The following is a 21,546-nucleotide window of genomic DNA, read 5'->3' on the forward strand; positions in this document are numbered from 1 at the left end:
TGCATATGGAACAGGCGCAAGCGCGGGTGACCGTCTTTTTTGAGGGCCCCTTCTGGGTCTGCGTTCTGGAGCGGGAGGAGAACGGCCGGCTGTCGGCCTGCAAGCTGACTCTGGGCGGAGAGCCCACCGACGGCCAGATGTACGAGCTCCTGCTGTCCTGCTGGCGGGGGCTGGTGTTCAGCCCAGCCGTGGCGGCCCGGATGCGGACCGACGGGGGAAACCCCAAACGGCGGCAGCGGACGGCGGCCTCCGCCCTGGAAAACCGGGGCGTGGGCACCAAGGCCCAGCAGGCCCTCCGGATCCAGCGGGAGCAGGGCGGCCGGGAGCGAAAGGCGGCGCGGCACGCCAGGGACGAGGCGGAGGAGGAGCGGAAGTTCCAGCTCCGCCAGGAGAAGAAAAAGCAGAAGCACAGGGGCCGCTGACCGCGGCCCCTGTGCGTACAAGGAGCAGTGAACATGACACAGCGTGTATTTCTGGATTTTCTGCACATACTGGAACGGCTCAAGTGCAATACCCGCCACTCCTGGACCTCCACCGGGCGGCACGAGACGGTGGCGGCCCACACCTGGCGGCTGGCGGTGATGGCCCTGCTGCTGCGGGACGAGCTGCCCGGGGTGGATATGGACAAGGTGCTGCGTATGTGCCTTATCCACGACTTTGGAGAGGCAGTCACCGGGGACATTCCCTCCTTTGAAAAGACCAGCGCCGACGAAGCGGCCGAGACCGAGGCCGTGGCCGGGATGCTCGCGCCGCTGCCGGAGCCGCTCCGGGGAGAGCTGACCGCCCTCTTTGCCGAGATGGATGCGTTCGAGACTCCCGAATCCAGGGTCTATAAGGCCCTGGACAAGCTGGAGGCCGTGCTCCAGCACAACGAGGCCCCCCTGGATACCTGGACGCCGCTGGAGCGCCAGCTTCAACTGGACTATGGCGCCGAAAACGCCGCCGAATTTCCCTGGCTGCGGGCTCTGCGGGACGCGCTGCGCCAGGACACGCTGGAAAAGCTGGGAAAGTAGCCCGAAGCCCGCCGGAAAAGTCCCGGGACTTTTCCGGCGAACCCCGGCGTCCAAAAAAATTTTGCAAAGAGTATTGACAAAACCGAATATTAGAATATAATAATATTAGAACAAGGGAAGGGAGCGTGGGGCATGGAAGAGAGCCGGGAATTGTACGAAGCGAAAAGCGAACTGCTCAAGGCACTGGCCCATCCTCTGCGGCTGCAGATCGTTCGGGGCCTGCTGGTGGGGGGATGCCACAACGTCCGCTGCATGGAGGCGGGCACGGGGCAGTCCCAGTCCACCATTTCCCAGCATCTGATGCGCCTGAAGGCGGCGGGGGTGGTCCGGTGCGAGCGGTCGGGCAACGAGATGTACTACGAGGTGTCCGACCCGGATGCTGCCAACCTGGTGGCGGCCCTGTTCGGCGATGAAAGGGAGGACTATAATTGTACGACATTGCCGTCATCGGAGGCGGCCCGGCAGGGCTGAGCGCCGCCGTCAACGCCAGGGCGCGGAACAAATCCGTGCTGGTGGTCACCAATGATTACCGGGAGAGCCCTCTGTATAAGGCGGAGTGGGTGGACAACTACCTGGGGATGCCGGGCCGGACGGGCCCGGAGCTGCTGGAGGCCTACCACAGCCACGCCGAGGCCATGGGGACGGTGTTCCGGGCCGGACGGGCCTTGAATATCATGCCGATGGAAGGCACAAACTATATCGGCATCGGCAGCGACATGGAGGAGGCCCGGGCGGTGATTCTAGCCACCGGGGTCTCCCGCGGCCGGAAATATCCCGGCGAGGCGGAATTTCTGGGACGGGGGGTGAGCTACTGCGCCACCTGCGACGGAATGCTCTACCGAAACCGCCCGGTGGCGGTGGTGGGCCTGGCCCCCGACGCGCCGGAAGAGGCCAATTTCCTCCACGGCCTGGGTTGTCGTGTGACCTACGTATCCCCGCGGCCCCCGGCGGGGCTGGACCCCGCCATCCCCTATGTAAAGGCCGCCCGGATGGAGATCACCGGCGGCAGCGCCGTCGCCGCCCTGCAAGCCGACGGACGGGAGATCCCCTGCGACGGGGTGTTCCTTCTGCGCCACGCCGTGGCGCCCACCGATCTGCTGCCCGGCCTGACCCTGGAGGGGGGTTATGTGGCGGTGGACCGGGATATGCGGACCAGCTTGCCGGGCATTTTCGCCTGCGGCGACTGTACGGGGGAACCCCTTCAACTGTCCAAGGCGGCAGGGGAAGGGCTGATAGCCGGCCAAAAAGCCGCCGAATATGTGGACGCACTTCACACCGACAAAACCAATTCCAATTAACGAAGAAAAGGAGAAAAAATTATGTCTGTCTTACATCTCAACGAGTCGGAATTCGACGCCAAGATTACCTCCGCCCCTCTGGCCATGGTGGACTTCTGGGCCACCTGGTGCGGCCCCTGCAAGATGCTGGCCCCCGTCATCGAGGACCTGGGCGGCAAGTACGACGGCAAGGCCGTGGTGGCCAAGGTGGATGTGGACCAGAACCAGGGTCTGGCCGCCCGCTATGGAGTCATGAGTATCCCCACCGTGGTCTTTTTCAAGGACGGTAAGGAGATTGGCCGCAAGGTAGGCGTCATGCCCGCCGGGGCCTACACCCAGGTGCTGGACGCCAACCTGTAAAGAGCCCAAAAACATCCGCCCGGAGCTGCGTAGGCAGCTCCGGGCGGATGTTCGTCTTTCAGTGCTCTTTGGCGCCCAGCATGGCCACCACCTCGGCCCGGGTGCAGTGGTAGTCGCCGTCCCAGGCCCGGCGATAGGAGCCGGTGAAGGGGTCGCCGCCCAGATAGACGGGAAGCTGGTCCCGCTCTGCCGGTGGGACCTCCACGACCACCACCGAGCCGTAGTCGGTGCCAGCCACCCAGACCTGGTCACGGCGGAGGATGTTGGCGCTGACCACCTTGGGGTCACTGAGCATGGACCAGAGCTCGTCGGCCATCTCGTGGGGCTCCAGCAGCCCCTGGACCCGAAGAGAGTGGTCGGGCAGCTCCTCCACGCCCAGCAGGATGACCCCGCCGTAACTGTTGGCAAAGGCGGAGTAGGTCTCCCAGAGGCTGTGGGGCAGCCCGCCGGTGGCCAGCTTGGCCTCCAGGCGGTTGTTTTCCCGGTATTGCTCCATGTGGTTCAGGTCCAGCATCGCGTCTGCCTCCTGCCTGCAGCGGCCCAGGCGCGGCGCGGGCCTGGGCCATTCTGACCTCATCTTAACCCGAATGGGGCGGGCTTGTCAATGGGTCCGGGGGGAGGCGTGAACCGGCGGCGATCTGTTCGGCCACCCGGATGCCGTCCACGGCCGCGCTGACGATGCCGCCGGCCCAGCCGCCGCCCTCGCCGCAGGGGTAAAGGCCCCGGAGGGGGGATTGGAGGTCCTCGCCCCGGAGGATGCGCACCGGGGAGGAGGAGCGGGTCTCCACCCCGGTGAGGAGGGCGCTGGGGGCGTCGAAGCCCCGGAGCTTTTTCCCCAGCAGGGGGAGCGCACCCCGGAGGGTATCGGTGACGAAGCCGGGCAGGCAGCGGGACAGGTCCGCCGGGACGACCCCAGGGCGGTAGGTGGGATTAACGGAAGGGGAGAGGGTGGGAGCCGTCCCTGCCAGGAATGAGCCCACACATGCGGCGGGGGCGTAGAACCCGCCGCCGCCCAGGGCGAAGGCCCGTTCCTCCCAAACTGCCTGAAACTCCATGCCCGCCAGCGGATGGGGGCTGCCGAAGTCGGCCGGGGCCACCCCCACCAGCAGCCCGCCGTTGCTGTTTTCCCCGTCCCGGGCCCGTCCGCTCATGCCGTTGGTCACCAGCCGTCCGGGTTCGGAGGCGGCGGCCACCACCTCGCCGCCGGGGCAGACGCAGAAGGTGAAGGCCGAGCGGCCGTTGGGCAGGTGGCAGGCCAGCTTGTAGTCCGCCGGGGGCAGCTTTTCCCAGGCGGGGCCGAACTGGGCCAGACTGACGTCGGATTGCCGGTGCTCGATGCGCACGCCGATGGCAAAGGGCTTCTGCTCCATGGGGACCCCGGCCTCGAAGAGCATCCGGAAGGTGTCCCGGGCGGAGTGGCCGGGGGCCAGCACCAGGGCGTCGGCCTCCAGGTCGTAGGGCCCCCCGGGGGCGGCCACGGTGAGACCGGTCAGCCGGCCGTCCTTTTGCCGCAGGCCGGTGAGCCGGTGCTCGAACCGGACGTCGCAGCCCCGGGCCAGCAGCTCGGCCCGGATGCGCTTCACCACCTGGCGGAGCACGTCGGTGCCGATGTGGGGCTTGTGGGACCAGAGGATGTCCTCCGGCGCGCCGTGCTCCACCAGGGCCTCCAGCACGGCGGAGATGCGGCCGTCGTGGGTGCCCGTGGTCAGCTTGCCGTCGGAAAAGGTGCCTGCGCCACCCTCCCCGAATTGGACGTTGGAGAGCGGGTCCAGCACCCCGGAGGACCAGAAGGCGGCTACATCGGCGGCGCGCTGTTCCACCGGGCGGCCCCGCTCCAATACGATGGGGGCCAGCCCCGCCCGGGCCAGGAACAGGGCGGCGAACAGGCCCGCCGGGCCCATGCCCACCACCACTGGAGGCAGGGGGGAGGTCCGGGCGGCGGCGGGAAAGACATAGGGCTGCCGCTGAAACAGGGCGATGTTTTTGCGGTTGGCACGGCGCACCAGGTCCTCCTCGTGGTCGGCAGACAGCTCCACGGTGCAGACGTAGTGGACGTCGGTTTTTTTCCGGGCGTCGATGGACTGGCGGGTCAGGGTCAGGTCCCGGACCAGAGCCGGGCGGAGTCCCAGCAGCCGGGCAGCCTTGCGTCGGAGCTGCTCCAGGTCCCCGTCCACGGGGAGGGGAAGATTGCTGATTCGTATCATGTTATCACCTGAGAGGTAGTATACCAGAAAAATGGGCGGGGGAACAGTCCGTCCGGATAAAAAAGGAGTGGGAGCCGCCTTGCGGCGGCTCCCGTGCCTTTGGATTACTTTTTCTCCTTTGGAGGAAGCAGGTTGACGTGGTCCTCCAGCAGCATCTGCGAGGCCTTATCATAGGACGAGGCGTCCTCGTAGCGGTCGAGCAGCGCGCTCTCCTCCAGGTCGGAGTAGTCGTTTTTGCTGCCCCGGTAGACGAGCTTCAGAAGAATGGGCGTGATGACGGTGGTGGCGATGACGACCAGTACCACCGGGCCGAAGAAGTCCTCCTTCATCAGTCCCGAGGAGATGCCTTTGTTTGCCACGATCAGAGCCACCTCGCCCCGGGAAATCATGCCGACGCCCACCTGGAGGGAATCCTTGGTGGAGTATCCGCACAGCCGGGCGCCCAGGCCGCAGCCCACCACCTTGCTCACCAGGGCCACCAGGACCAGAAGTAGGGCGAAGAGGACGATGGAAGCGCTCATCTCGGGCAGCGCCACCTTCAAGCCGATGCTGGCGAAGAAGACAGGGGAGAGCAGCATACAGGACAGCGTGTCGAAGCGGTCCTGTAGATAGGTGACTCTGGGCGTGTTAGCAAAGATGATCCCCATAATGTAGGCCCCGGTGATATCGGCCACGCCGAAATAGACCTCGGACAGATAGGCATAGAGGAGGCACAAGGCAAAAGCCACGATCAGGAACCGGCGTTTGTCGCGGTTCCAGCGGGAGAACCAGAGACTGATCAGACGGTGGAGCACAAAGCCCACCAGAACGCTCAGGGCAAAAAAGAGCGCGATTTTCAGAAGCACCAGGCCCAGGCCGCCCCCTTTGCCGGACAGGGAGGTGACAATGGTGAGGGCCACGATGCCCAGCACGTCGTCAATCAGGGCCGCGCCCAGGATGGCATTGCCCGAACGGGTGGAGAGCTTGCCCAGTTCCTTCAGGGTTTCGACCGTGATGCTGACCGAGGTAGCGGTCAGGACCACGCCGATGAACAGATTCTGAAGGAACTCACCGCGATTAAAGAGTGCGGCCGCGGCAAACCCCATCACCAAGGGGAGGAGAACGCCGATGAGGGCAATGATAAAGGCGGCTTTTCCAGCACGCTTCAGGCCGTCCAGGTCGGTTTCCATCCCGGCGGTGAACATCAGAGTGATCACGCCCAGCTCCGCCACCTCGTCGAGGAAGGCGGTGTCGGGAATGAGGCCAAAGCAGGCGGGGCCAAGGAGAAGACCGGCGATCAGGGCGCCTACCACCTGCGGTAGGGACACCCGTTTGGTGAGGATGCCCAGCAGCTTTGTGCACAGGAGGATGGCCGAAAGCTGGACCAGGAACAGATAGGAATCCATGCGATTACCCCCTTTGTTGAGGGACTCATTCTAGACCATTCCCGAATGGAATGCAAGGGCAAAAACGCCGAAAAGTTTTGCCTTGGCGGCAGAACGAGATGGGTCTCCAGGCCGCGGCAGCGGCCTGGAGACCCATTAGATATAGATTCAGTTGAAATTCCCGGCCGCTGCGACCCGGACGGAGCAGGCATGACGGGCTGTTTAGTAGCTGACGCCCTGCCAGATCATAGCGTCGGCATGGCCCCAAGCGCATAGGCACTTTGGGGACCCGGTCTGACCTGCTCGGGCGAAATGAATTCGCCCTGCGCCAAGGTCCTGCTGTGCAGGACGCTTGACGGCGCTGCGCGCCGCCCCATCCGCGATGGGGCCCCGGTCACCGACAGGCTGTTTAGTAGCTGACACCCTGCCAGATCATGGCGTCGGCGACCTTCATGAAGCCGGCGATATTGGCGCCGGCCACCAGGTTGCCGGGCATGCCGTATTCCTCGGCGGCCTTGGCGGCGTTGTGGTAGATGTTAGTCATAATGCCGTGGAGCTTCTGGTCCACTTCCTCGAAGGACCAGGACAGACGCATGGAATTCTGACTCATCTCCAGACCGGAGGTGGCCACGCCGCCGGCGTTGGCCGCCTTGGCGGGCCCAAACAGCACGTCGTTGATCTGGAAGATCTCAATGGCCTCGGGGGTGGAGGGCATATTGGCGCCCTCGGCCACGGCAAAACAGCCGTTCTTCACAAGCTGCTGGGCGGCTACGCCGTCCAGCTCGTTCTGCGTGGCGCAGGGCAGAGCGATGTCACAGGGTACGCTCCAGATGCCGGAGCAGCCCTCCACGTACTGGGCGGTGGGCACATAGTCCAGATAGGTCTTGATACGGTCCCGCTTGACCTCCTTGATCTCCTGCATGACCTTATAGTCGATGCCGTTCTGGTCCACAATATAACCGTTGGAATCGCTCATGGCGATGACCTTGGCGCCCAACTGGGTGGCCTTCTGGTTGGCGTAGATGGCCACGTTGCCGGAGCCGGAGATCACCACGCTCTGGCCCTGGAAGGACTTTCCGTTGGCCTTGAGCATCTCCTCGGTGAAGTAGCACAGGCCGTAGCCGGTGGCCTCGGTCCGGGCCAGGGAGCCGCCGTAGCTGATGCCCTTGCCGGTGAGGACGCCGTTGAACTCGTTGCGGATGCGCTTATACTGGCCGAACAGATAGCCGATCTCCCGGGCGCCCACGCCGATGTCGCCGGCAGGCACGTCGGTGTCGGGGCCGATGTGGCGCTGGAGCTCGGTCATGAAGGACTGGCAGAAACGCATGACCTCGTTGCTGCTCTTGCCCTTGGGGTCGAAGTCGGAGCCGCCCTTGCCGCCGCCCATGGGCAGGCCGGTGAGGCTGTTCTTGAAGATCTGCTCAAAGCCCAGGAACTTGATGACGCTCAGGTTGACGCTGGGATGGAAGCGCAGGCCGCCCTTGGAAGGGCCGATGGCCGTGGAAAACTGGACGCGATAGCCACGGTTCACCTGCACGTTGCCCTTGTCGTCCACCCACGAGATGCGGAAGAGCAGGCTGCGCTCCGGCTCCACGATGCGCTGGATGACGCCGGACTTGACCAGCTCGGGGCGCTGCTCCACCACAGGCTGGAGGGACTCCAGCACCTCCCGGACGGCCTGGAGGAATTCTTTCTGATCCGGGTCCTTGCGGACTACGTCCGCGTACACTTCCTGCAGATAGCTGTTGGTAAATGTCATCTTGCCAAACCCCTTTGCCTGGCGGCGCGTTTCCGTGGACACGCCCACCTTAAAATATAAAATCCTGTGCGCTGCTGCACTGGGTGCGGCCGATTCCGCCCCCCACGGAAAATTGTTGGGGGTATTATACGCCTATCTGGGTAAAAATGCAACAAAAAAATGGAAACTTGCAGAATTTTTCTCATATGGCGGAAGAATGCCGCATCCGATGCAGCAAAGGAAGATGCATAGTTCATTTGACGGGCAAAATGGCGGGATTTGTCGTCCACTCGCGGCCGCCGGGAGCCGCTGTGGGCAGGCACAGGCCGTAGAGGTCGGTGCAGCGGTCCTCCAGCTCGAAAAGCCGCCGGGCGGCGGGGGAGAGGGTGCGGACGTGGGCGGGCTTGGTGAGGATGGGCAGCCGGGCATGTTTCCACATCTCCCGCAGCACCGCCCGGCCGCGGTCGTTGAAGCCCAGCACCCGCAGATAGGGGACATGCTCCGGGCGGTCGGCGGCGGTGAGGCCCAGAAAGGCCCAGAGCACCAGCCGCCGGACCCGGGCGTGGGTGTACCGGCGGGTCTTGGTCAGGGCGTAGACCTCCTCCAGGGTGGTGGCGGCCTTTCCGGCCGCCAGCAGCCGGGCGGCCAGGCCGTCGCCGCTGTCGGGCAGAGCCTCGGCCTGTTCCAGAGTCATGGAGCGGAGTCGGGCCAGGATGGCCCGCTCACAGCGGACCAGGTCGGCGGTCTCCCAGGTCCAGGGGCCGGTGAGATAGGGGGCGGCGGCATCGGGGTACCCGGCGCGGAGCCGGCCCCGCAGCCAGCTTGCCGAGGCAAAGCCCGCCGCCGGAGCTTGATCGTGGCCCGCCCCGGTCCGGGGGATGGCGACGGCCTCCATGGAGCCGGGCAGGGCCCGCAGGTATTCCACCGCCAGGTTGTTGTTGGGGGCGGAGAGAACGTCGGCCGCCGGGCCGATGAGGGCGCGGACGGCCTCCTGCCGGGCGGCGGGGAAGGGGAGCCCCTGGTCGAGGGCGCGGCGCAGGGCGGAGGGGTAGGCTTGGGAGTCCAGACAGACGGCGGCGGCCCGAAGCTCCTCCAGCGAGCCGGACTCGCTGCCGAACGAGAGATGGCTCACCACTCCGGCGGCGGAGAGGACCTCCACCGCACCCCGGGCGAAGCGCTCCGCGGAGGAGATCGCCCAGGGGGTGGGCAGCTCCAGCACCAGGTCGGCGCCGCCCTTTAGGGCCACGGCCGCCCGGGTCCACTTGTCAGCGATGGCGCAGTCGGCCCGCTGGACCCAGTTTCCGCTCATGGCGCAGACCACGGCGGCGTCCTCACCCAGCAGCCGGCGGGTCTCAGCAATCTGCCGGGCATGGCCGGAATGGAAGGGATTGTATTCAGCAATAATGCCGGAGATGTTCATGTCAGCCCCCAAAAGTGTAGATTTTTTTGAATTTCATCGAAAAAGTGGGTTGTTCTTTCCAGCGGAATGGTCTAGAATATACTTGCAATTTTAGCGGAACCGGAACGATTCTGCAAGGGCCGAAGCCCAAACTATACAAATTAAGGAGCGGATAGTAACATGAAAGTCCTCGTCATCAATGCGGGCAGTTCCTCTCTGAAGTACCAGCTCATGGACACCGACACCCGGACGGTGCTGGCCAAGGGCCTGTGTGAGCGCATCGGCATCGACGGCCGCCTGACCCACAAGGTCCCCGCCAAGGACCTGAAGCTGGAGTTTGAGATTGCCATGCCCACCCACGCCGAGGCCATCCAGTCCGTGCTGGACGCCCTGACCTCCGCCGAGCACGGCGTGATCCGGAGTATGTCCGAGATCGACGCGGTGGGCCACCGGGTGGTCCACGGCGGCGAGAAGTTTGCCGCCTCCGCCCGGATCGACGCCGACGTGATGGCCGCTCTGGAGGAGTGCATCCCTCTGGCCCCCCTGCACAATCCCGCCAACATCACCGGCATCAAGGCCTGCCAGGCCGTTATGCCCTCCACTCCCATGGTGGCCGTGTTCGACACCGCCTTCCATCAGACGATGCCCGCCAGGAGCTATATTTATGCCCTGCCCTACGAGTATTATGAGAAGGACAAGGTCCGCCGCTACGGCTTCCACGGCACCTCGCACCGCTATGTCTCCGCCCGGGCCGCCGCCCTGCTGGGCAAGCCCATTGAGGAGCTGAAGATCATCACCTGCCACCTGGGCAACGGCTCCTCCGTCAGCGCCATCGACGGCGGCAGGAGCGTGGATACCTCCATGGGCTTCACCCCCCTGGCCGGCGTGCCGATGGGCACCCGCTCCGGCGACCTGGACGCCGGCATTCTGGAGTACCTGATGAACAAGTACGGCATGGACATCAAGGAGATGCTGAACGTGCTGAACAAGAAGTCCGGCGTGCTGGGCATCTCCGGCGTATCCTCCGACTTCCGCGACCTGGAGGAGGCCGCCAAGGCCGGCAACGACCGCGCCCAGCTCGCCCTGGACTCCTTCCAGTACAGCGTGAAGAAGCTGGTGGGCGCTTACGCCGCCGCCATGGGCGGGGTGGACGCCATCGTGTTCACCGCCGGCGTGGGCGAGAACGACGCCGTCACCCGGATGGCCATCGCCTCCGGCCTGGAGTTCATGGGCGTGAAGATGGACGCCGAGGCCAACAACACCCGCGGCCACGAGGCGGTGGTCTCCGCCGCCGACTCCAAGGTGAAGGTGCTGCTCATCCCCACCGACGAGGAGCTCATGATCGCCATGGATACCGCCGAGATCGTAGGCAAGTAAACTGCACAGGAACCACGAAGGGCCCGCGCTCGCAATGGAGCGCGGGCCCTTTTCGCATCACAGGTTTACCAGGTGACCCCCAGGTCGGGGCGCACACCCAGGTCGATGATGTCCTTGGCGTCGTAGAACTGGAGATACCGCTCCCGCTCCCGGCCGCTGCGTAGGGTCTTGCCGTCGGGGTGAAGCCGGTCGCAGATGACGGCGGAGATGTCCGTCTTGATCTTGGAGTAGGACTCGACACCCACCGAAGCGAAGACCCGGAAGCCCATGCTCTGGAGGTACTGGAACATGGGGCCGGTCTGGGTTACGTCGTTGTCCCCGTCGGGCCGCGCCCCGTGGGGATAGAACAGGATGCTGGTGGGGCCCACCAGGCTGCCCACCTCCTCGGCCCAGCGCTCGGTGTCGGTCTTGACCACCTCCATGGACTTGGCGGACAGGTTGATATGCCCCCAGGTGTGGCTGCCGAAGGTCCAGCCGGTCTCCTTCAGACGCTGGATCACCGGCATCACCGCGTCGATCTCACTCTGGCGGTAGGCCTCAAACTCCGCCCGGCGCGGGTCGTCGGCCTTGATGTCCCGGTCGTTCTGGGTCCGATAGCCCAGGATGCCCTGGTAGCCGGTGAGAGAGAAGATGGCCTTGGCTCCGTTGAGGGAGAAGTCGGGGTGCTCCAGGATAAACTGGTCCAGGATGGTGGTGGCGTCCAGGTCCTGAGTGAGGAAGGTCTCCTTGGTGTAGGGGTCGGTGCACTCGGCCCAGATCTGGCCGTCGTCCCCCACCACCAGCTTGGAGGTAAAGCCCCCCTCCAGCATATACTCATAGTAGTTCACGTCGTCAAAGGAGATGATCAGAGGTTTTTTCCCCTCGGGGAGCCGGAGCGTGTTGCGGACCATATGGGTACCGCTCTCGTCGGTGACCTCGCTCCAGACGTCCTCCATGGCCACCAGAATATAGCCCTTGTCATAGACGCTCTGCAAAATCTTGTTGTACTCGTCTACCGTCACCATCCAGTCGTCCAGACCGATGCGCTGGGATTCGGGCAGAGGGCTCTCATGGAAGGCGTACTGGGGATAGGCGATGATGGGGTGGAAGAACAGGTGCTCCACCACCTGGTCCGGGCCCCAGGACTGTGTGAGCTGGTCCTCAGACCAGTAGGTCCTGACGGCGTCGTAGGGGTCCGCGGCGGGGGTTGGGGAAGATTCGGCGGAGGCGGTGGGCTCCGGGGTTGCGGAGACGGGCGGGGTGTCCGGTGTACCGCTGCCGGCGGGCGGGGCTTTCTTGCAGGCGGCCAGCGGTGTGAACAGCGTCAGGGTCAGTGTCAGGGCCAACAGTCGTTTCAGGTTTGTTCTCATGCACATGGGCGGGGTTCCTCCTAGCGTTCGATCTCTGTCCCTGTTATCTTACAGGAAACGGGCGGTAACATGCATCACAAAGAAATGACAAAAAGATTAAGGTTTTCCGTCGGGGGGCGGGACCCTTCGGACCAGCAGAATGGAGGCCGCGCCGGTGACGGCTCCGGTGACCAGGGAGGCCAGCAGTAGGGGAGCCAGGTAGACCAGCAGGGCGGGAGAGGCCAGCACGGCCATGGCGGCCAGGACCTGGCCGGTGTTGTGGGCGGCGGCGCCGGCAATGCAGACGCCGAAGAGGGACAGACGGCGGCAGCGGACCAGCAGCCACATGACCCCAAAGGCCAGCAGCCCGCCGCCCAGGGAGAAGGCCAGGGCGGAGAGATTACCGCCCACCAGCGCGCCCAGCAGGCACCGGGCCACCAAGATGAGCAGGGCCTCCCGGCCGGACATGGTGCACAGGGCGTAGATGGTGACCAGATTGGCCAGACCCAGCCGCAGGCCGGGCAGGGGCACCAGCACGGTGAGGGGGAAGAGCCCCTCGGTTACCGACAGGGCCAGGGCCAGGGCGGTCAGGACCGCGCAGCGGGTGAGGCGGCGCGTGGAAAGGGCGGAAGCAGGATACATCACGGGCCCTCCTAACCGGTCACGCCGTCCACGGCCGGGGCCTCCGAGCCGGTGACGGAGATGATGAGGCGGTTGGGCAGGCAGACGATCTGCCCGCCGGAAACCGACACCCAGCCGGTGTGGACGCAGTCCTCGCCGGGGCAAGAGCTCTCTGAGATCCGGATGCGGCCCCGCTCCGCCTGAATCGTGAGGGGATAGTCCAGCTCCTCCAGGTACAGGGTGACGGGTTCGGACAGGGAAGAGAGGGGGTATTGGGCGATGACCTCGTTATTTAAGACGACTGTGGCGGTCAAAAAGTTTCCAGGGGCCGGACGAAAAAGATAGAGCAGGAGAAGCGCGAAGGCCGCCACGGCCAGCGCCACAAGGCCGTCCCAGGGGGTGGGGCGGACACGGATAGCCGCGGGGGGAGTTCCAGCGTGTTTCATCGGTATGCCTCACATCAAAATCCACAATTTGACCCCGGTAAAGCCGGGATCATAGACTTTTTTATTGTATCACGAAGCGGCGCGCTTGAAAAGCTCCGATGACAGGAAGGAACTGGCGCCGGGAGCGGTAAGTATTTTCTAGTTGCAAAACAGGGCAAATTCTGATAAAATACTGCCTGTTAGACTGGTGCGGTATGCGCCGGACGAAAGCGACTAGGAGATGAACCCATGGATAAACAGAAGCAAGCGGCGCGGAACCAGAAGGAGGATGTCGTCCTGAACCGGACCCTGATCTGGTTTGGCGGGGCAGTGGTCGTTGAACTCCTGCTGCTGCTGCTTAACCGCTATTATATCAATTATAACGTCAGCGGCATCACGCTCATGAGCAACATCCATAAGGCCCTGCCCGTGATGATTGCAGCGCTGGCGGTGCTGACGGTGGTCTGCGCGGTCTGGCTGTATACAGGGTTGAAAAAGAAGCGGAGCGGCCTGATCCCCGGGCTGCTGACCGGCGTTTTCGGAGCTCTGGCTCTGGGATGCCTGGCGGCGTTCCGATTCAAGGGGGCCGGCATCCAGCTCATGTGTACCCTGGTCCCGGCCGTGGCGGTGCTGGCGCTGGTGTATTACCTCTACCAGCGGGAATTTTTTGCCATCACCGTTTTATCGGCACTGGGCCTGGTCGGGCTTTGGCTCTTCCGCAAGGCGGGCGGCGGCCACGCAGTGGTGGTCTATGGCTATTTCGCCGTGGTGGCGGTGATACTGGTGGCGGCGGTGCTGCTGGCCCGGCGGCTCCAGCAGGCGGAGGGAATGCTCAAGCGCGGGGAAAAGCGTATCCGGGTCCTGGGCCACGGTGCCAATTACGCCCTGTTCTATGTCAGTTGTGCCGTGGTGGCGGCGGCCCTGGCGGCGGCTTTGATCCTGGGCGCTGCGGCGGCCTACTACCTGATGTTCGCACTGGTGGCTTGGATCTTCGTACTGGCAGTCTACTTCACCGTCAAGCTCATGTGATTGGGAAAAAAGCGGCGCCCGGCTACTGCCGGGCGCCGCTTTTTTGTGTGTCTTCACGCCTCCTTGCGAATGGGGGCGTAATACTGCTCCTGATACTGGGCGAAGAGCTTTTCAAACTCGGCTGAGGCGCCGGAGTGGAGATACTTGAGGTAGGTGTGGTTGTCAGGTAGGTTTTCCTTGGCGGGGGTGGTGGAGCGGAGGATCAGCATGGCCACATTGGAGCAGTGGTCAGAAATGCGCTCCAGATTGATGAGCAGCTCCAGAAACTGCGTGCCCAGCTCGATGGTGCAGGCGCCGGATTTCAGCCGCTCAATGTGCCGGTTTTTCAAGGTGTCCTCCATCAGATCCACCACCTCTTCCAACGGCTCCACCTGCATGGAAAGGGCGTGATCCCGGCCGGCGTAGCAGGCCAGCGTGGTGTCCACGGCTTTGCCCACGGCGTCGGTGAGGTACCGCAGCTCGCGGCTGGCCACGGGGGAAAAGGCGATGTCCCGGCTGTGGAGGGCGGTGGCCGACTCGGACAGATTGACCGAGTAATCGCCGATCCGCTCAAAGTTGGTGAGGGTGTGGAGCAGCTCGGACACCAGATTGCTCTCCGACTGGGTGAGGGCGCGGTCGGTGAGCTTGACCAGATAGCTGTCCAGCATGTTCTCCAGCTTGTCGATGGCGGACTCGGTCTCATGGAGCCGCTCCAGCTTTTTGTCGTCATAGTCGGAGAGCAGCTCCACGGCCAGACGGTAGTTGTCCCGGGCCATGGTACCCATATTGATGACGGCGGCGCGAGCGTGCTCCAGAGCCACGGCGGGGGAGGAGAGGAAACGCTCGTCCAGGGGGTTGATGTCGATGGTCCCGGTATCGCCGGGGACCAGCGTCTCCACGATCTTCACCAACACCCGGTTGAAGGGGAGCAGCAGAAGGGTACAGGCTACGTTGAAGCCCAGGTGCAGGTTGGCGATGGAGCCGCGGTTCATGACGTCGCCCCAGAAGGGGAAGTGGAACAGGGCGTTGCCTGCATACAGCACCACGAGGAAGAACAGTGTGCCGATGATATTGAACAGGAGATGAACCATGGCCGTCCGCTTGGCATTTTTGCTGGCGCCGATGGCGGAGAGAAGGGCGGTGATACAGGTGCCGATGTTCTGGCCCATAATAAGGGGGATAGCAATATGGAAGGAAACCACGCCGGTGGAGCTGACCGCCTGCAGGATGCCCATGGAGGCGGAGGAGCTCTGGATCAGGGCGGTGACGGCGGCGCCTACCAGAATACCCAGCAGGGGATTGGAAAAGGCGACGAACAGCTCGCGGAAGGCGGGGAGCTCCTGGAGGCCGGAGACGGCGTTTTCCATGGTCTTCATGCCGATGAACAGAAGGCCCAGCCCCAGCAGGATCTGGCCCACGATCTGCCTGCGGCTGCTCCCCTTGAGGAACATGAAGAGCACGATGCCCACCGCTGCCAGCAGAGGGCCCAGGATCGAGGGCTTGAGCAGGGCCAAAAAGACGTTGTCGGACGAAATGTCGCCCAGCCGGAGGAGCTGCGCGGTGACCGTGGTGCCGATGTTGGCGCCCATGATAATTCCCACAGTCTGGGGCAGCTTCATGATGCCGGCATTGACGAAGCCCACGCACATTACGGTGGTGGCGGCGGAGCTCTGAATCAGACCCGTGACCAGAGCGCCAAGCAGGACTCCCTTGAACACGTTGCTGGTCAGTCGTTCCAGAATACCCTCCAACCGACCGCTGGAGAGCTTCTCCAGACCGTCGGTCATGGTGGACATGCCGAACAGGAAGGTCGCGATTGCACCTATCAGGGTGATCACATCAGTTGCGTTCACAAGTTTCCTCCAAATCTGACAAGTTGTCAAAGTTGAGCGGCCGAAATTTGCAGGATTCAATTTTAGGTCCCTATAAAACCAGTATAGATTATATACGCCTTTTTTCGCCGCGTAAATCCTATGTAAAGCACTTGACGTAAATTTTACATTTCGGCCAAAAAGGCAAAAAGTTTCTGCATGAAATCCGTCAAATAATCAGCGTGGGCGGCAAAGGGGTCCGGATGCCCTCTTGTGTTTTTGGAAAAAAGAGGGTAAAATAAAGAACAGCAGATCAGCCGTCAATCTCCAGACCAGAGAAGGAGGAGGACCCATGACAAAGGAACAGGAAACCTTGCAGGAATGGATCAGCGCGAGCGACAACATCGTCTTTTTCGGCGGGGCCGGCGTATCCACCGAAAGCGGCATCCCCGATTTCCGCAGCGTGGACGGGCTGTACCATCAGCAGTTCCAGTATCCGCCTGAGACCATGCTGAGCCACAGCTTTTATGCGTCCCACACCGAAGAATTTTTTGATTTTTACCGAAAAAAGCTGCTGGCCCTGTGGGCCAAGCCCAACATGGCCCATCGGAAGCTGGCCGAGCTGGAGCAGGCGGGCAAGCTCCGGGCGGTCATCACCCAGAACATCGACGGTCTCCACCAGATGGCCGGGAGCCGGGAGGTGCTGGAGCTCCACGGCTCCGTCCACCGGAATTACTGCCAGGCGTGCGGCCGGTTCTATCCGGTGGAGGCGGTGGCTGAGGCGGAGGGGGTGCCCCGCTGTGCCTGCGGCGGGGTCATCAAGCCCGATGTGGTGCTCTATGAGGAGGCGCTGGACGGGACGGTGATGCGGAGGGCGCTGGACTACATCCGCAAAGCCGACATGCTCATCATCGGCGGCACCTCGCTGGTGGTCTATCCGGCCGCCGGGCTGGTGAACGATTACCGGGGGAATAAGCTGACCCTCATCAACAAGGGGGCGACCTCCATGGACTGGCAGGCCGATCTGGTGGTCTCCGGCCCCATCGGGGAGATCCTGGGCGCCGTCCAGATTTGAAGAAACAGCCCCGGCGTTCTGCGCCGGGGCTGTCGGTAGGCCGCCATTTATTGAAAAACAATAAAAAATAATTGACATTCAATATAGAGTGTGCTATGCTGACCCCAGAACAAGGGAGGGATTCCCATGGAAAAGACCGGAGTACAAAAGCTGGCCAGCGTATTAAAGGTCCTAGTCACGATTACGTTTATCTGCAACATCCTAGCACTGTTCCAATTGCCGACTTTGGTGGTGTCCCGAGGTGAGCCGGGGGTGTTGATGGATTTGTTGCGCCATCCCGTAGCTTTCTGGCTCTCTTACTATCCGGATTTTCTGTTTCTTGTGGCAGAGTGCGGAATCTATGACTGGGTACTATACGGATTCCTTTTTTTCTGCGGCGTCTGCACCGCCGTCATCCTGTGGCAGGCCCGCCGGGTGCTGGACACCATCCTGGCCGGGAACACTTTCACCTTTGAAAATGCGGCCAATATGCGGCGGGCGGCGGTATGCTGCTTCCTCATCTCGGCCGCCGCCCTGGGCCGGACGGTGTGGGGCCTGTGTTTTTATCGCAGCCTGATGCCTCTGCTCACATACAACGCGCTGTTCGTGCCCATCTTTCTGATGGCGGGACTGCTGTGCATGGTCATGTCCGCTCTTTTCCGCCAGGCGGCGGAGCTGAAGGCGGAAAATGACCTGACCATATAGGAGGGCGGAACGATGCCGATCATGGTCAATTTGGATGTGATGATGGCCAGGCGGAAGATGAGCCTCAACGAGCTGGCCCAGCGGGTGGACATCACCCTGGCCAACCTGTCCATCCTGAAGAACAATCATGCCAAGGCGGTGCGCTTTACCACCCTGGAGGCCATCTGCCGGGCTCTGGACTGCCAGCCCGGCGACATTTTGGAATATGTATCCGGAGAGGAGGAAAAGCCGTGAAGCGGCTGCTTTTGCCCGCCCTGCTGCTGTTTTTCCTGGCCGGCTGTGCCCGGAACGCCGACAATCTGATTTTCGTCAACGACAGCGCCGCATCGGTGGGACTGGTGGAGCTGGCCGGGCCGGGGTATAGCGGGGGCGGCTGCTACGCGGACGGCTCCCCCATCGGGCGGGGGGACTCCCTGGGCTTCCGGATGGACCCGGACGAGGGCGGGGTGGTGTCGCTGCGCGTCTGGGACGAGGGGGAGCGGGCCGTGCTGGCTCAGGGGACGTTTTCCCTGTCCTTTGAGCACGAGCTCCGGTATACCGTCACCCTGTCGGAGCGGGGCGGTCGGCCCGTCCTGCTGCTGGAGGAGCTCCCGTCATAACAAGCGAAGGGACCGGGCGTGCCGGTCCCTTCGCTTGTTCCATGCGGTTCAATCCTCCGCCAGGACGATGTGGCCATCCTCAATGCGCTGGATGGTAGCCAGGGCCTCCACCCGCAGACCCATGCGCCGCAGGACCTGTCCGCCGTCCCGGGTGGCCTTTTCGATGGCGACACCCACACCGGCGGGTTCCGCCCCGGCTTTGGAGACGATCTCCAGCAGTCCCAGCATGGCCTGGCCGCTGGAGAGGATGTCGTCTATCAGCAGGACCCGGTCGTCCTCGCTCAGATACCGGCGGGAGACCCGCATGGTGTAGGATTTTTCCAGAGAAAAGGAGTGGACCTCGGCGGTGTAGACGTCCGGGTCGATGTATCCGGTCTGAAACTTCTTGGCGTAGACGGCGGGGACGCCGAGCGTCAGCGCGGTAAAGCAGGCCATAGCGATGCCGGAAGCCTCCACTGTCAGCACCTTGGTGACCTTTTCGCCTTGAAAGCGCTTGGCCAGCGCCTTGCCGGCGGACTGGAGCAGCTCCATGTCCATGCAGTGATTGAGAAACATGTCCACCCGGACGATGTCGCCCTCACCGATGGCGGCGTCCTTTTGGATTCGTTTTTTCAGTTCATCCATATGTGGTAGGTGCCTCCGTTCTATATTTCCGCGTGGTGCTTCCGGCGGTACTGGGCTTACCACCCGGTACAGCCTCCGCGGCATTGCTGAATAAAGTGCTCGAACAGGAAAGAGCCGTCCGCCGTGTCCGGGCGACGCCGGTCATACGACATGCGCTCGGGGTGGAATTGGACGCAGAGCAGGGGCAGCGTGTCATGTTCCATGCCCTCCACCAGGCCGGATTCCGACCAGGCTGTGGCCCGCAGGCCCGTCCCCAGCCGGTCCACGACCTGATGGTGGGAGCTGTTCACGGGAAAGATGGGGCCGTAGAAGCGATGCAAAACAGAGCCCGCCGCAGCCCGGACGGGGTGGACCTTGTCTCCGGCGCAATGGGAGTCGTGGGTGTGAAAGAGAGCCGGCTCCGGGCCAATGTCCTGGACCAGCGTTCCGCCCAGCGCGATGTTGAGGACCTGATGGCCGCGGCAGATGCCGAAAATGGGTTTCTCTGCCGCCAGCCAGGCGGCTACGAGGGGAAACTCCGCCTGGTCGCGGCGCAGGTCCATGTCGCGGGAGCCGCGATTTTCCTGATGAAAATAGGACGGGTCCACGTCCTCGCCACCGCAGAGCAGGAGCCCGTCGTAGTCGGTGCTGACTGGGGGACAGTAGAAGGAGCAGGGAATGCCGCCCGCGCGGCGGATGGCATTTTCATAGTTGATACGGCTGCCGTCGGAGCCGGAGAGCAGGATGCGCGGAGCTTTCATGTTCGGCCTCTCCTCATTTGATTATCAACGGTATTATAGCGGAAAAGCCATGGAACTGCAAGGGACGGCATTGACAAACGGAAAGAAATACGGTATTTTATATGAGCTGACGATTTTAACTGGCGGCTCAAGAGGGAGCGGCATCGAAGTGGTCATAACGGGACTGATGGAAATCAAAGTGGACTGTAGACCGTTTGGGCCCGAAAACCCTTGATTTTACTGGTTTTCTGGCTTGCCCGTATTTTTTACAACAGCATTTCTACACTTTGTTCATCTAGAGGGCAGGTGTTGAAGATAGCTTGGAGGAGTACCCAAGTGGTGAAGGGACCGCTCTCGAAAAGCGGCAGGTCGGTGTTCCCGGCGCGTGGGTTCGACTCCCACCTCCTCCGCCAAGAGCCTGCAATGGGAGTACCATTGCAGGCTCTTTCCTTTTTAAGCGGATAGATGTCTGCCGTTGTTGAGAAGATGCTGTGCCTCAGCCGGTTTGAAAGCTGCTTCATTGATACTTCTCCGCTTTGCAGCAGAAGGCTTGCGCAGGTATGCCCTTACGGTATTAAAACGACAAACCGGAAAAGCCCCATAATTTCAAGGATTTGGAGGTTTATCAGGTGGATTTTTTATCCTTTTCCAACCCGAAAAAATCGGGCACGAAACCGTTATACCGTAGAGGGTGTTAAATTAGCGACAAAAATGAATACCGCGTAGGTAGGCTGCTTACCTGCCCTCAAAAGGACAGTTCCTCTGAAAAGAAGAAGTGTCCTTTTGCAGTTCTCTTTTCAGCTATAACATAGTACCGTGCTCATCGATGGGGGCGATTCAGAATTTGGGATAGCCATTGAAAACACACCCAAATCTGGTACAATAAAAATACAATATTATCCTTCCATAGAAAGGGATTATCATGGAAGTAACTGCTGGTATCCTTGTGAAAGACCACCATGTTTTGCTTATGCGCCGTGCTCCGGGTCAGAATGCGGCTGGCGGTTGGGAATATCCCGGTGGAAAAATAGAGCCCGGCGAGACTGGTGAACAGTGTCTGCACCGCGAGCTAAAGGAAGAACTCTGCATTGACGCGGAAATTGGTGAGAAGATGGCGGAGAGCGCCTTTGAAATGAGCTCCAAAACCATTCGCCTACATGCCTATCGGATCAACCAATATGAAGGGGAAATCCAGTTGACCGTCCATGATCAGATGGAGTGGGTCCCACTTTCGAAGTTGTTAGACCACGACCAGCTTCCGGCCGACTATCTGGTCTCTCAAAAACTTTTGGAGGTATTGCGATGAGCTTCCGACCGCCATTTGCAGTGGGCGACACAGTGACTCACCCAGAAATCTGTACCGCATTTCAGTGCGGTAATATGGGTGGTATGCACCGCTCCAAGCGCACCAATACCCTCATTATCATCTCGGACCATACAAAGTCTCTCTATGACGATAAGTGGTATGGCGATACCCTTCACTATACTGGAATGGGCAAGACTGGAGATCAGACGTTGACCAGTCAAAATCGCACTCTGGCCGAATCAGATCACAACGGAGTCGAAGTGTACCTCTTTGAAGTGCTGCACCTTGCTCGCCACGTAAACGGCACTGAAAAACAGAAGGCTGCCCAACGGGATGTGACTTCCTCTGTCTACGTACGGGACCCCTTTGTTGCAGAGTATGCCAAGCGTCGGGCCAAGGGGATCTGTCAGCTCTGTGGCCAGCCAGCACCATTTTGGGATCAAAAGGGGCGTCCTTACCTGGAAAGCCACCATATTGAGTGGCTCTCTCAGGGCGGGGCAGATACCACTGACAATACAGCCGCGCTCTGCCCCAACTGTCACAAAAAGATGCACATTGTCAATGACCCTGAGGACGTTCAAAAGCTACGCTCAGCGATTGGATAAAACTGTTTG

Annotated in this window: 24 protein-coding genes and 1 tRNA gene; 14 read left to right on the forward strand and 11 right to left on the reverse strand. The window is 62.1% G+C overall.

What is annotated here, in order from left to right:
* Positions 1 to 5: 5 nt before the first annotated feature.
* The 5 genes from B3H64_RS09055 (at position 6) to trxA (ending at position 2,650) form a co-directional block, all read left to right on the forward strand.
* A complete protein-coding gene (locus B3H64_RS09055; protein ID WP_286734587.1) occupies positions 6 to 422 on the forward strand; it encodes a YjdF family protein in 417 nt (138 codons plus the stop codon).
* Between the two features lie 33 nt (positions 423 to 455).
* Positions 456 to 1,013, forward strand: coding sequence for an HD domain-containing protein (locus B3H64_RS09060; protein WP_278895112.1), 558 nt, complete (start codon positions 456 to 458; stop codon positions 1,011 to 1,013).
* 132 nt (positions 1,014 to 1,145) lie between these two features.
* Positions 1,146 to 1,484 carry an ArsR/SmtB family transcription factor gene (locus B3H64_RS09065; protein ID WP_050618853.1) on the forward strand — a complete coding sequence of 113 codons (339 nt, stop codon included), beginning with the start codon at positions 1,146 to 1,148 and terminating at the stop codon, positions 1,482 to 1,484.
* Entirely contained in the window at positions 1,442 to 2,311 is an 870-nt protein-coding gene (locus B3H64_RS09070; RefSeq protein WP_286734592.1) for an NAD(P)/FAD-dependent oxidoreductase, read from the forward strand. The genes B3H64_RS09065 and B3H64_RS09070 overlap by 43 nt, the downstream gene beginning before the upstream one ends.
* A gap of 21 nt (positions 2,312 to 2,332) precedes the next feature.
* Positions 2,333 to 2,650, forward strand: coding sequence for a thioredoxin (gene trxA / locus B3H64_RS09075; protein ID WP_238074119.1), 318 nt, complete (start codon positions 2,333 to 2,335; stop codon positions 2,648 to 2,650).
* A gap of 58 nt (positions 2,651 to 2,708) precedes the next feature.
* Here trxA and B3H64_RS09080 read toward each other — a convergent pair whose 3' ends face one another.
* The 5 genes from B3H64_RS09080 to B3H64_RS09100 form a co-directional block, all read right to left on the reverse strand.
* Entirely contained in the window at positions 2,709 to 3,164 is a 456-nt protein-coding gene (locus B3H64_RS09080; RefSeq protein WP_238074118.1) for a helix-turn-helix domain-containing protein, read from the reverse strand.
* Positions 3,165 to 3,228: 64 nt separating this feature from the next.
* Complete coding sequence (locus B3H64_RS09085; protein WP_050618849.1) at positions 3,229 to 4,854, reverse strand: NAD(P)/FAD-dependent oxidoreductase; 1,626 nt, start codon at positions 4,852 to 4,854, stop codon at positions 3,229 to 3,231.
* A gap of 104 nt (positions 4,855 to 4,958) precedes the next feature.
* Positions 4,959 to 6,239 carry a cation:proton antiporter gene (locus B3H64_RS09090; RefSeq protein WP_050618848.1) on the reverse strand — a complete coding sequence of 427 codons (1,281 nt, stop codon included), beginning with the start codon at positions 6,237 to 6,239 and terminating at the stop codon, positions 4,959 to 4,961.
* Between the two features lie 388 nt (positions 6,240 to 6,627).
* Entirely contained in the window at positions 6,628 to 7,977 is a 1,350-nt protein-coding gene (gene gdhA, locus B3H64_RS09095; RefSeq protein ID WP_050618847.1) for an NADP-specific glutamate dehydrogenase, read from the reverse strand.
* A 232-nt stretch (positions 7,978 to 8,209) separates the two neighbouring features.
* Positions 8,210 to 9,376: a tRNA(Met) cytidine acetate ligase gene (locus B3H64_RS09100; RefSeq protein ID WP_050618846.1), complete on the reverse strand. Its 1,167-nt coding sequence runs from the start codon at positions 9,374 to 9,376 to the stop codon at positions 8,210 to 8,212.
* A gap of 159 nt (positions 9,377 to 9,535) precedes the next feature.
* On the opposite strand from B3H64_RS09100, the gene B3H64_RS09105 reads away from it, so the two are divergent.
* Positions 9,536 to 10,732: an acetate/propionate family kinase gene (locus tag B3H64_RS09105; protein ID WP_050618845.1), complete on the forward strand. Its 1,197-nt coding sequence runs from the start codon at positions 9,536 to 9,538 to the stop codon at positions 10,730 to 10,732.
* Between the two features lie 65 nt (positions 10,733 to 10,797).
* On the opposite strand, the gene B3H64_RS09110 is transcribed toward B3H64_RS09105, so the two are convergent.
* From B3H64_RS09110 to B3H64_RS09120, 3 genes are all read right to left on the reverse strand, one after another.
* Entirely contained in the window at positions 10,798 to 12,087 is a 1,290-nt protein-coding gene (locus B3H64_RS09110) for a polysaccharide deacetylase family protein (protein WP_242853747.1), read from the reverse strand.
* Positions 12,088 to 12,177: 90 nt separating this feature from the next.
* Positions 12,178 to 12,702, reverse strand: a complete 525-nt coding sequence (locus B3H64_RS09115; RefSeq protein ID WP_050618844.1) for a Gx transporter family protein — start codon at positions 12,700 to 12,702, stop codon at positions 12,178 to 12,180.
* Between the two features lie 11 nt (positions 12,703 to 12,713).
* On the reverse strand, positions 12,714 to 13,127 hold the full coding sequence (locus tag B3H64_RS09120; protein WP_050618843.1) for a NusG domain II-containing protein: 414 nt from the start codon (positions 13,125 to 13,127) through the stop codon (positions 12,714 to 12,716).
* 228 nt (positions 13,128 to 13,355) lie between these two features.
* Here B3H64_RS09120 and B3H64_RS09125 point away from each other — a divergent pair, with 228 nt between their 5' ends.
* Entirely contained in the window at positions 13,356 to 14,135 is a 780-nt protein-coding gene (locus B3H64_RS09125) for a hypothetical protein (protein ID WP_050618842.1), read from the forward strand.
* 53 nt (positions 14,136 to 14,188) lie between these two features.
* Here B3H64_RS09125 and B3H64_RS09130 read toward each other — a convergent pair whose 3' ends face one another.
* A complete protein-coding gene (locus B3H64_RS09130) occupies positions 14,189 to 15,967 on the reverse strand; it encodes a Na/Pi cotransporter family protein (protein WP_050618841.1) in 1,779 nt (592 codons plus the stop codon).
* A gap of 310 nt (positions 15,968 to 16,277) precedes the next feature.
* On the opposite strand from B3H64_RS09130, the gene B3H64_RS09135 reads away from it, so the two are divergent.
* The 4 genes from B3H64_RS09135 to B3H64_RS09150 all read left to right on the forward strand — a co-directional run bounded on the left by B3H64_RS09135 (position 16,278) and on the right by B3H64_RS09150 (position 18,283).
* Positions 16,278 to 17,000 carry an NAD-dependent protein deacylase gene (locus tag B3H64_RS09135; RefSeq protein WP_050618840.1) on the forward strand — a complete coding sequence of 241 codons (723 nt, stop codon included), beginning with the start codon at positions 16,278 to 16,280 and terminating at the stop codon, positions 16,998 to 17,000.
* A gap of 126 nt (positions 17,001 to 17,126) precedes the next feature.
* The gene (locus B3H64_RS09140) at positions 17,127 to 17,684 is read left to right on the forward strand and encodes a DUF2975 domain-containing protein (RefSeq protein WP_050618839.1); all 558 of its coding nucleotides are present in this window, start codon (positions 17,127 to 17,129) and stop codon (positions 17,682 to 17,684) included.
* Between the two features lie 12 nt (positions 17,685 to 17,696).
* A complete protein-coding gene (locus B3H64_RS09145; RefSeq protein WP_050618838.1) occupies positions 17,697 to 17,918 on the forward strand; it encodes a helix-turn-helix domain-containing protein in 222 nt (73 codons plus the stop codon).
* On the forward strand, positions 17,915 to 18,283 hold the full coding sequence (locus B3H64_RS09150; RefSeq protein ID WP_050618837.1) for a lipoprotein: 369 nt from the start codon (positions 17,915 to 17,917) through the stop codon (positions 18,281 to 18,283). The genes B3H64_RS09145 and B3H64_RS09150 overlap by 4 nt, the downstream gene beginning before the upstream one ends.
* 48 nt (positions 18,284 to 18,331) lie before the next feature.
* Here B3H64_RS09150 and B3H64_RS09155 read toward each other — a convergent pair whose 3' ends face one another.
* Both B3H64_RS09155 and B3H64_RS09160 read right to left on the reverse strand, forming a co-directional pair.
* On the reverse strand, positions 18,332 to 18,907 hold the full coding sequence (locus B3H64_RS09155; protein WP_050618836.1) for a xanthine phosphoribosyltransferase: 576 nt from the start codon (positions 18,905 to 18,907) through the stop codon (positions 18,332 to 18,334).
* 56 nt (positions 18,908 to 18,963) lie between these two features.
* Entirely contained in the window at positions 18,964 to 19,647 is a 684-nt protein-coding gene (locus B3H64_RS09160; RefSeq protein WP_050618835.1) for a gamma-glutamyl-gamma-aminobutyrate hydrolase family protein, read from the reverse strand.
* A gap of 301 nt (positions 19,648 to 19,948) precedes the next feature.
* Here B3H64_RS09160 and B3H64_RS09165 point away from each other — a divergent pair.
* From B3H64_RS09165 to B3H64_RS09175, 3 genes are all read left to right on the forward strand, one after another.
* Positions 19,949 to 20,039, forward strand: a tRNA-Ser gene (locus B3H64_RS09165).
* A 509-nt stretch (positions 20,040 to 20,548) separates the two neighbouring features.
* On the forward strand, positions 20,549 to 20,932 hold the full coding sequence (locus B3H64_RS09170) for a (deoxy)nucleoside triphosphate pyrophosphohydrolase (protein ID WP_238074103.1): 384 nt from the start codon (positions 20,549 to 20,551) through the stop codon (positions 20,930 to 20,932).
* On the forward strand, positions 20,929 to 21,537 hold the full coding sequence (locus B3H64_RS09175; protein WP_050618832.1) for an HNH endonuclease: 609 nt from the start codon (positions 20,929 to 20,931) through the stop codon (positions 21,535 to 21,537). Before B3H64_RS09170 ends, B3H64_RS09175 begins: the two co-directional genes overlap by 4 nt.
* The last annotated feature ends 9 nt before the right edge of the window (positions 21,538 to 21,546 follow it).

Source organism: Intestinimonas sp. UBA1698 (genome assembly GCF_002320075.1).
Lineage (GTDB): Bacteria > Bacillota > Clostridia > Oscillospirales > Oscillospiraceae > Intestinimonas > Intestinimonas massiliensis.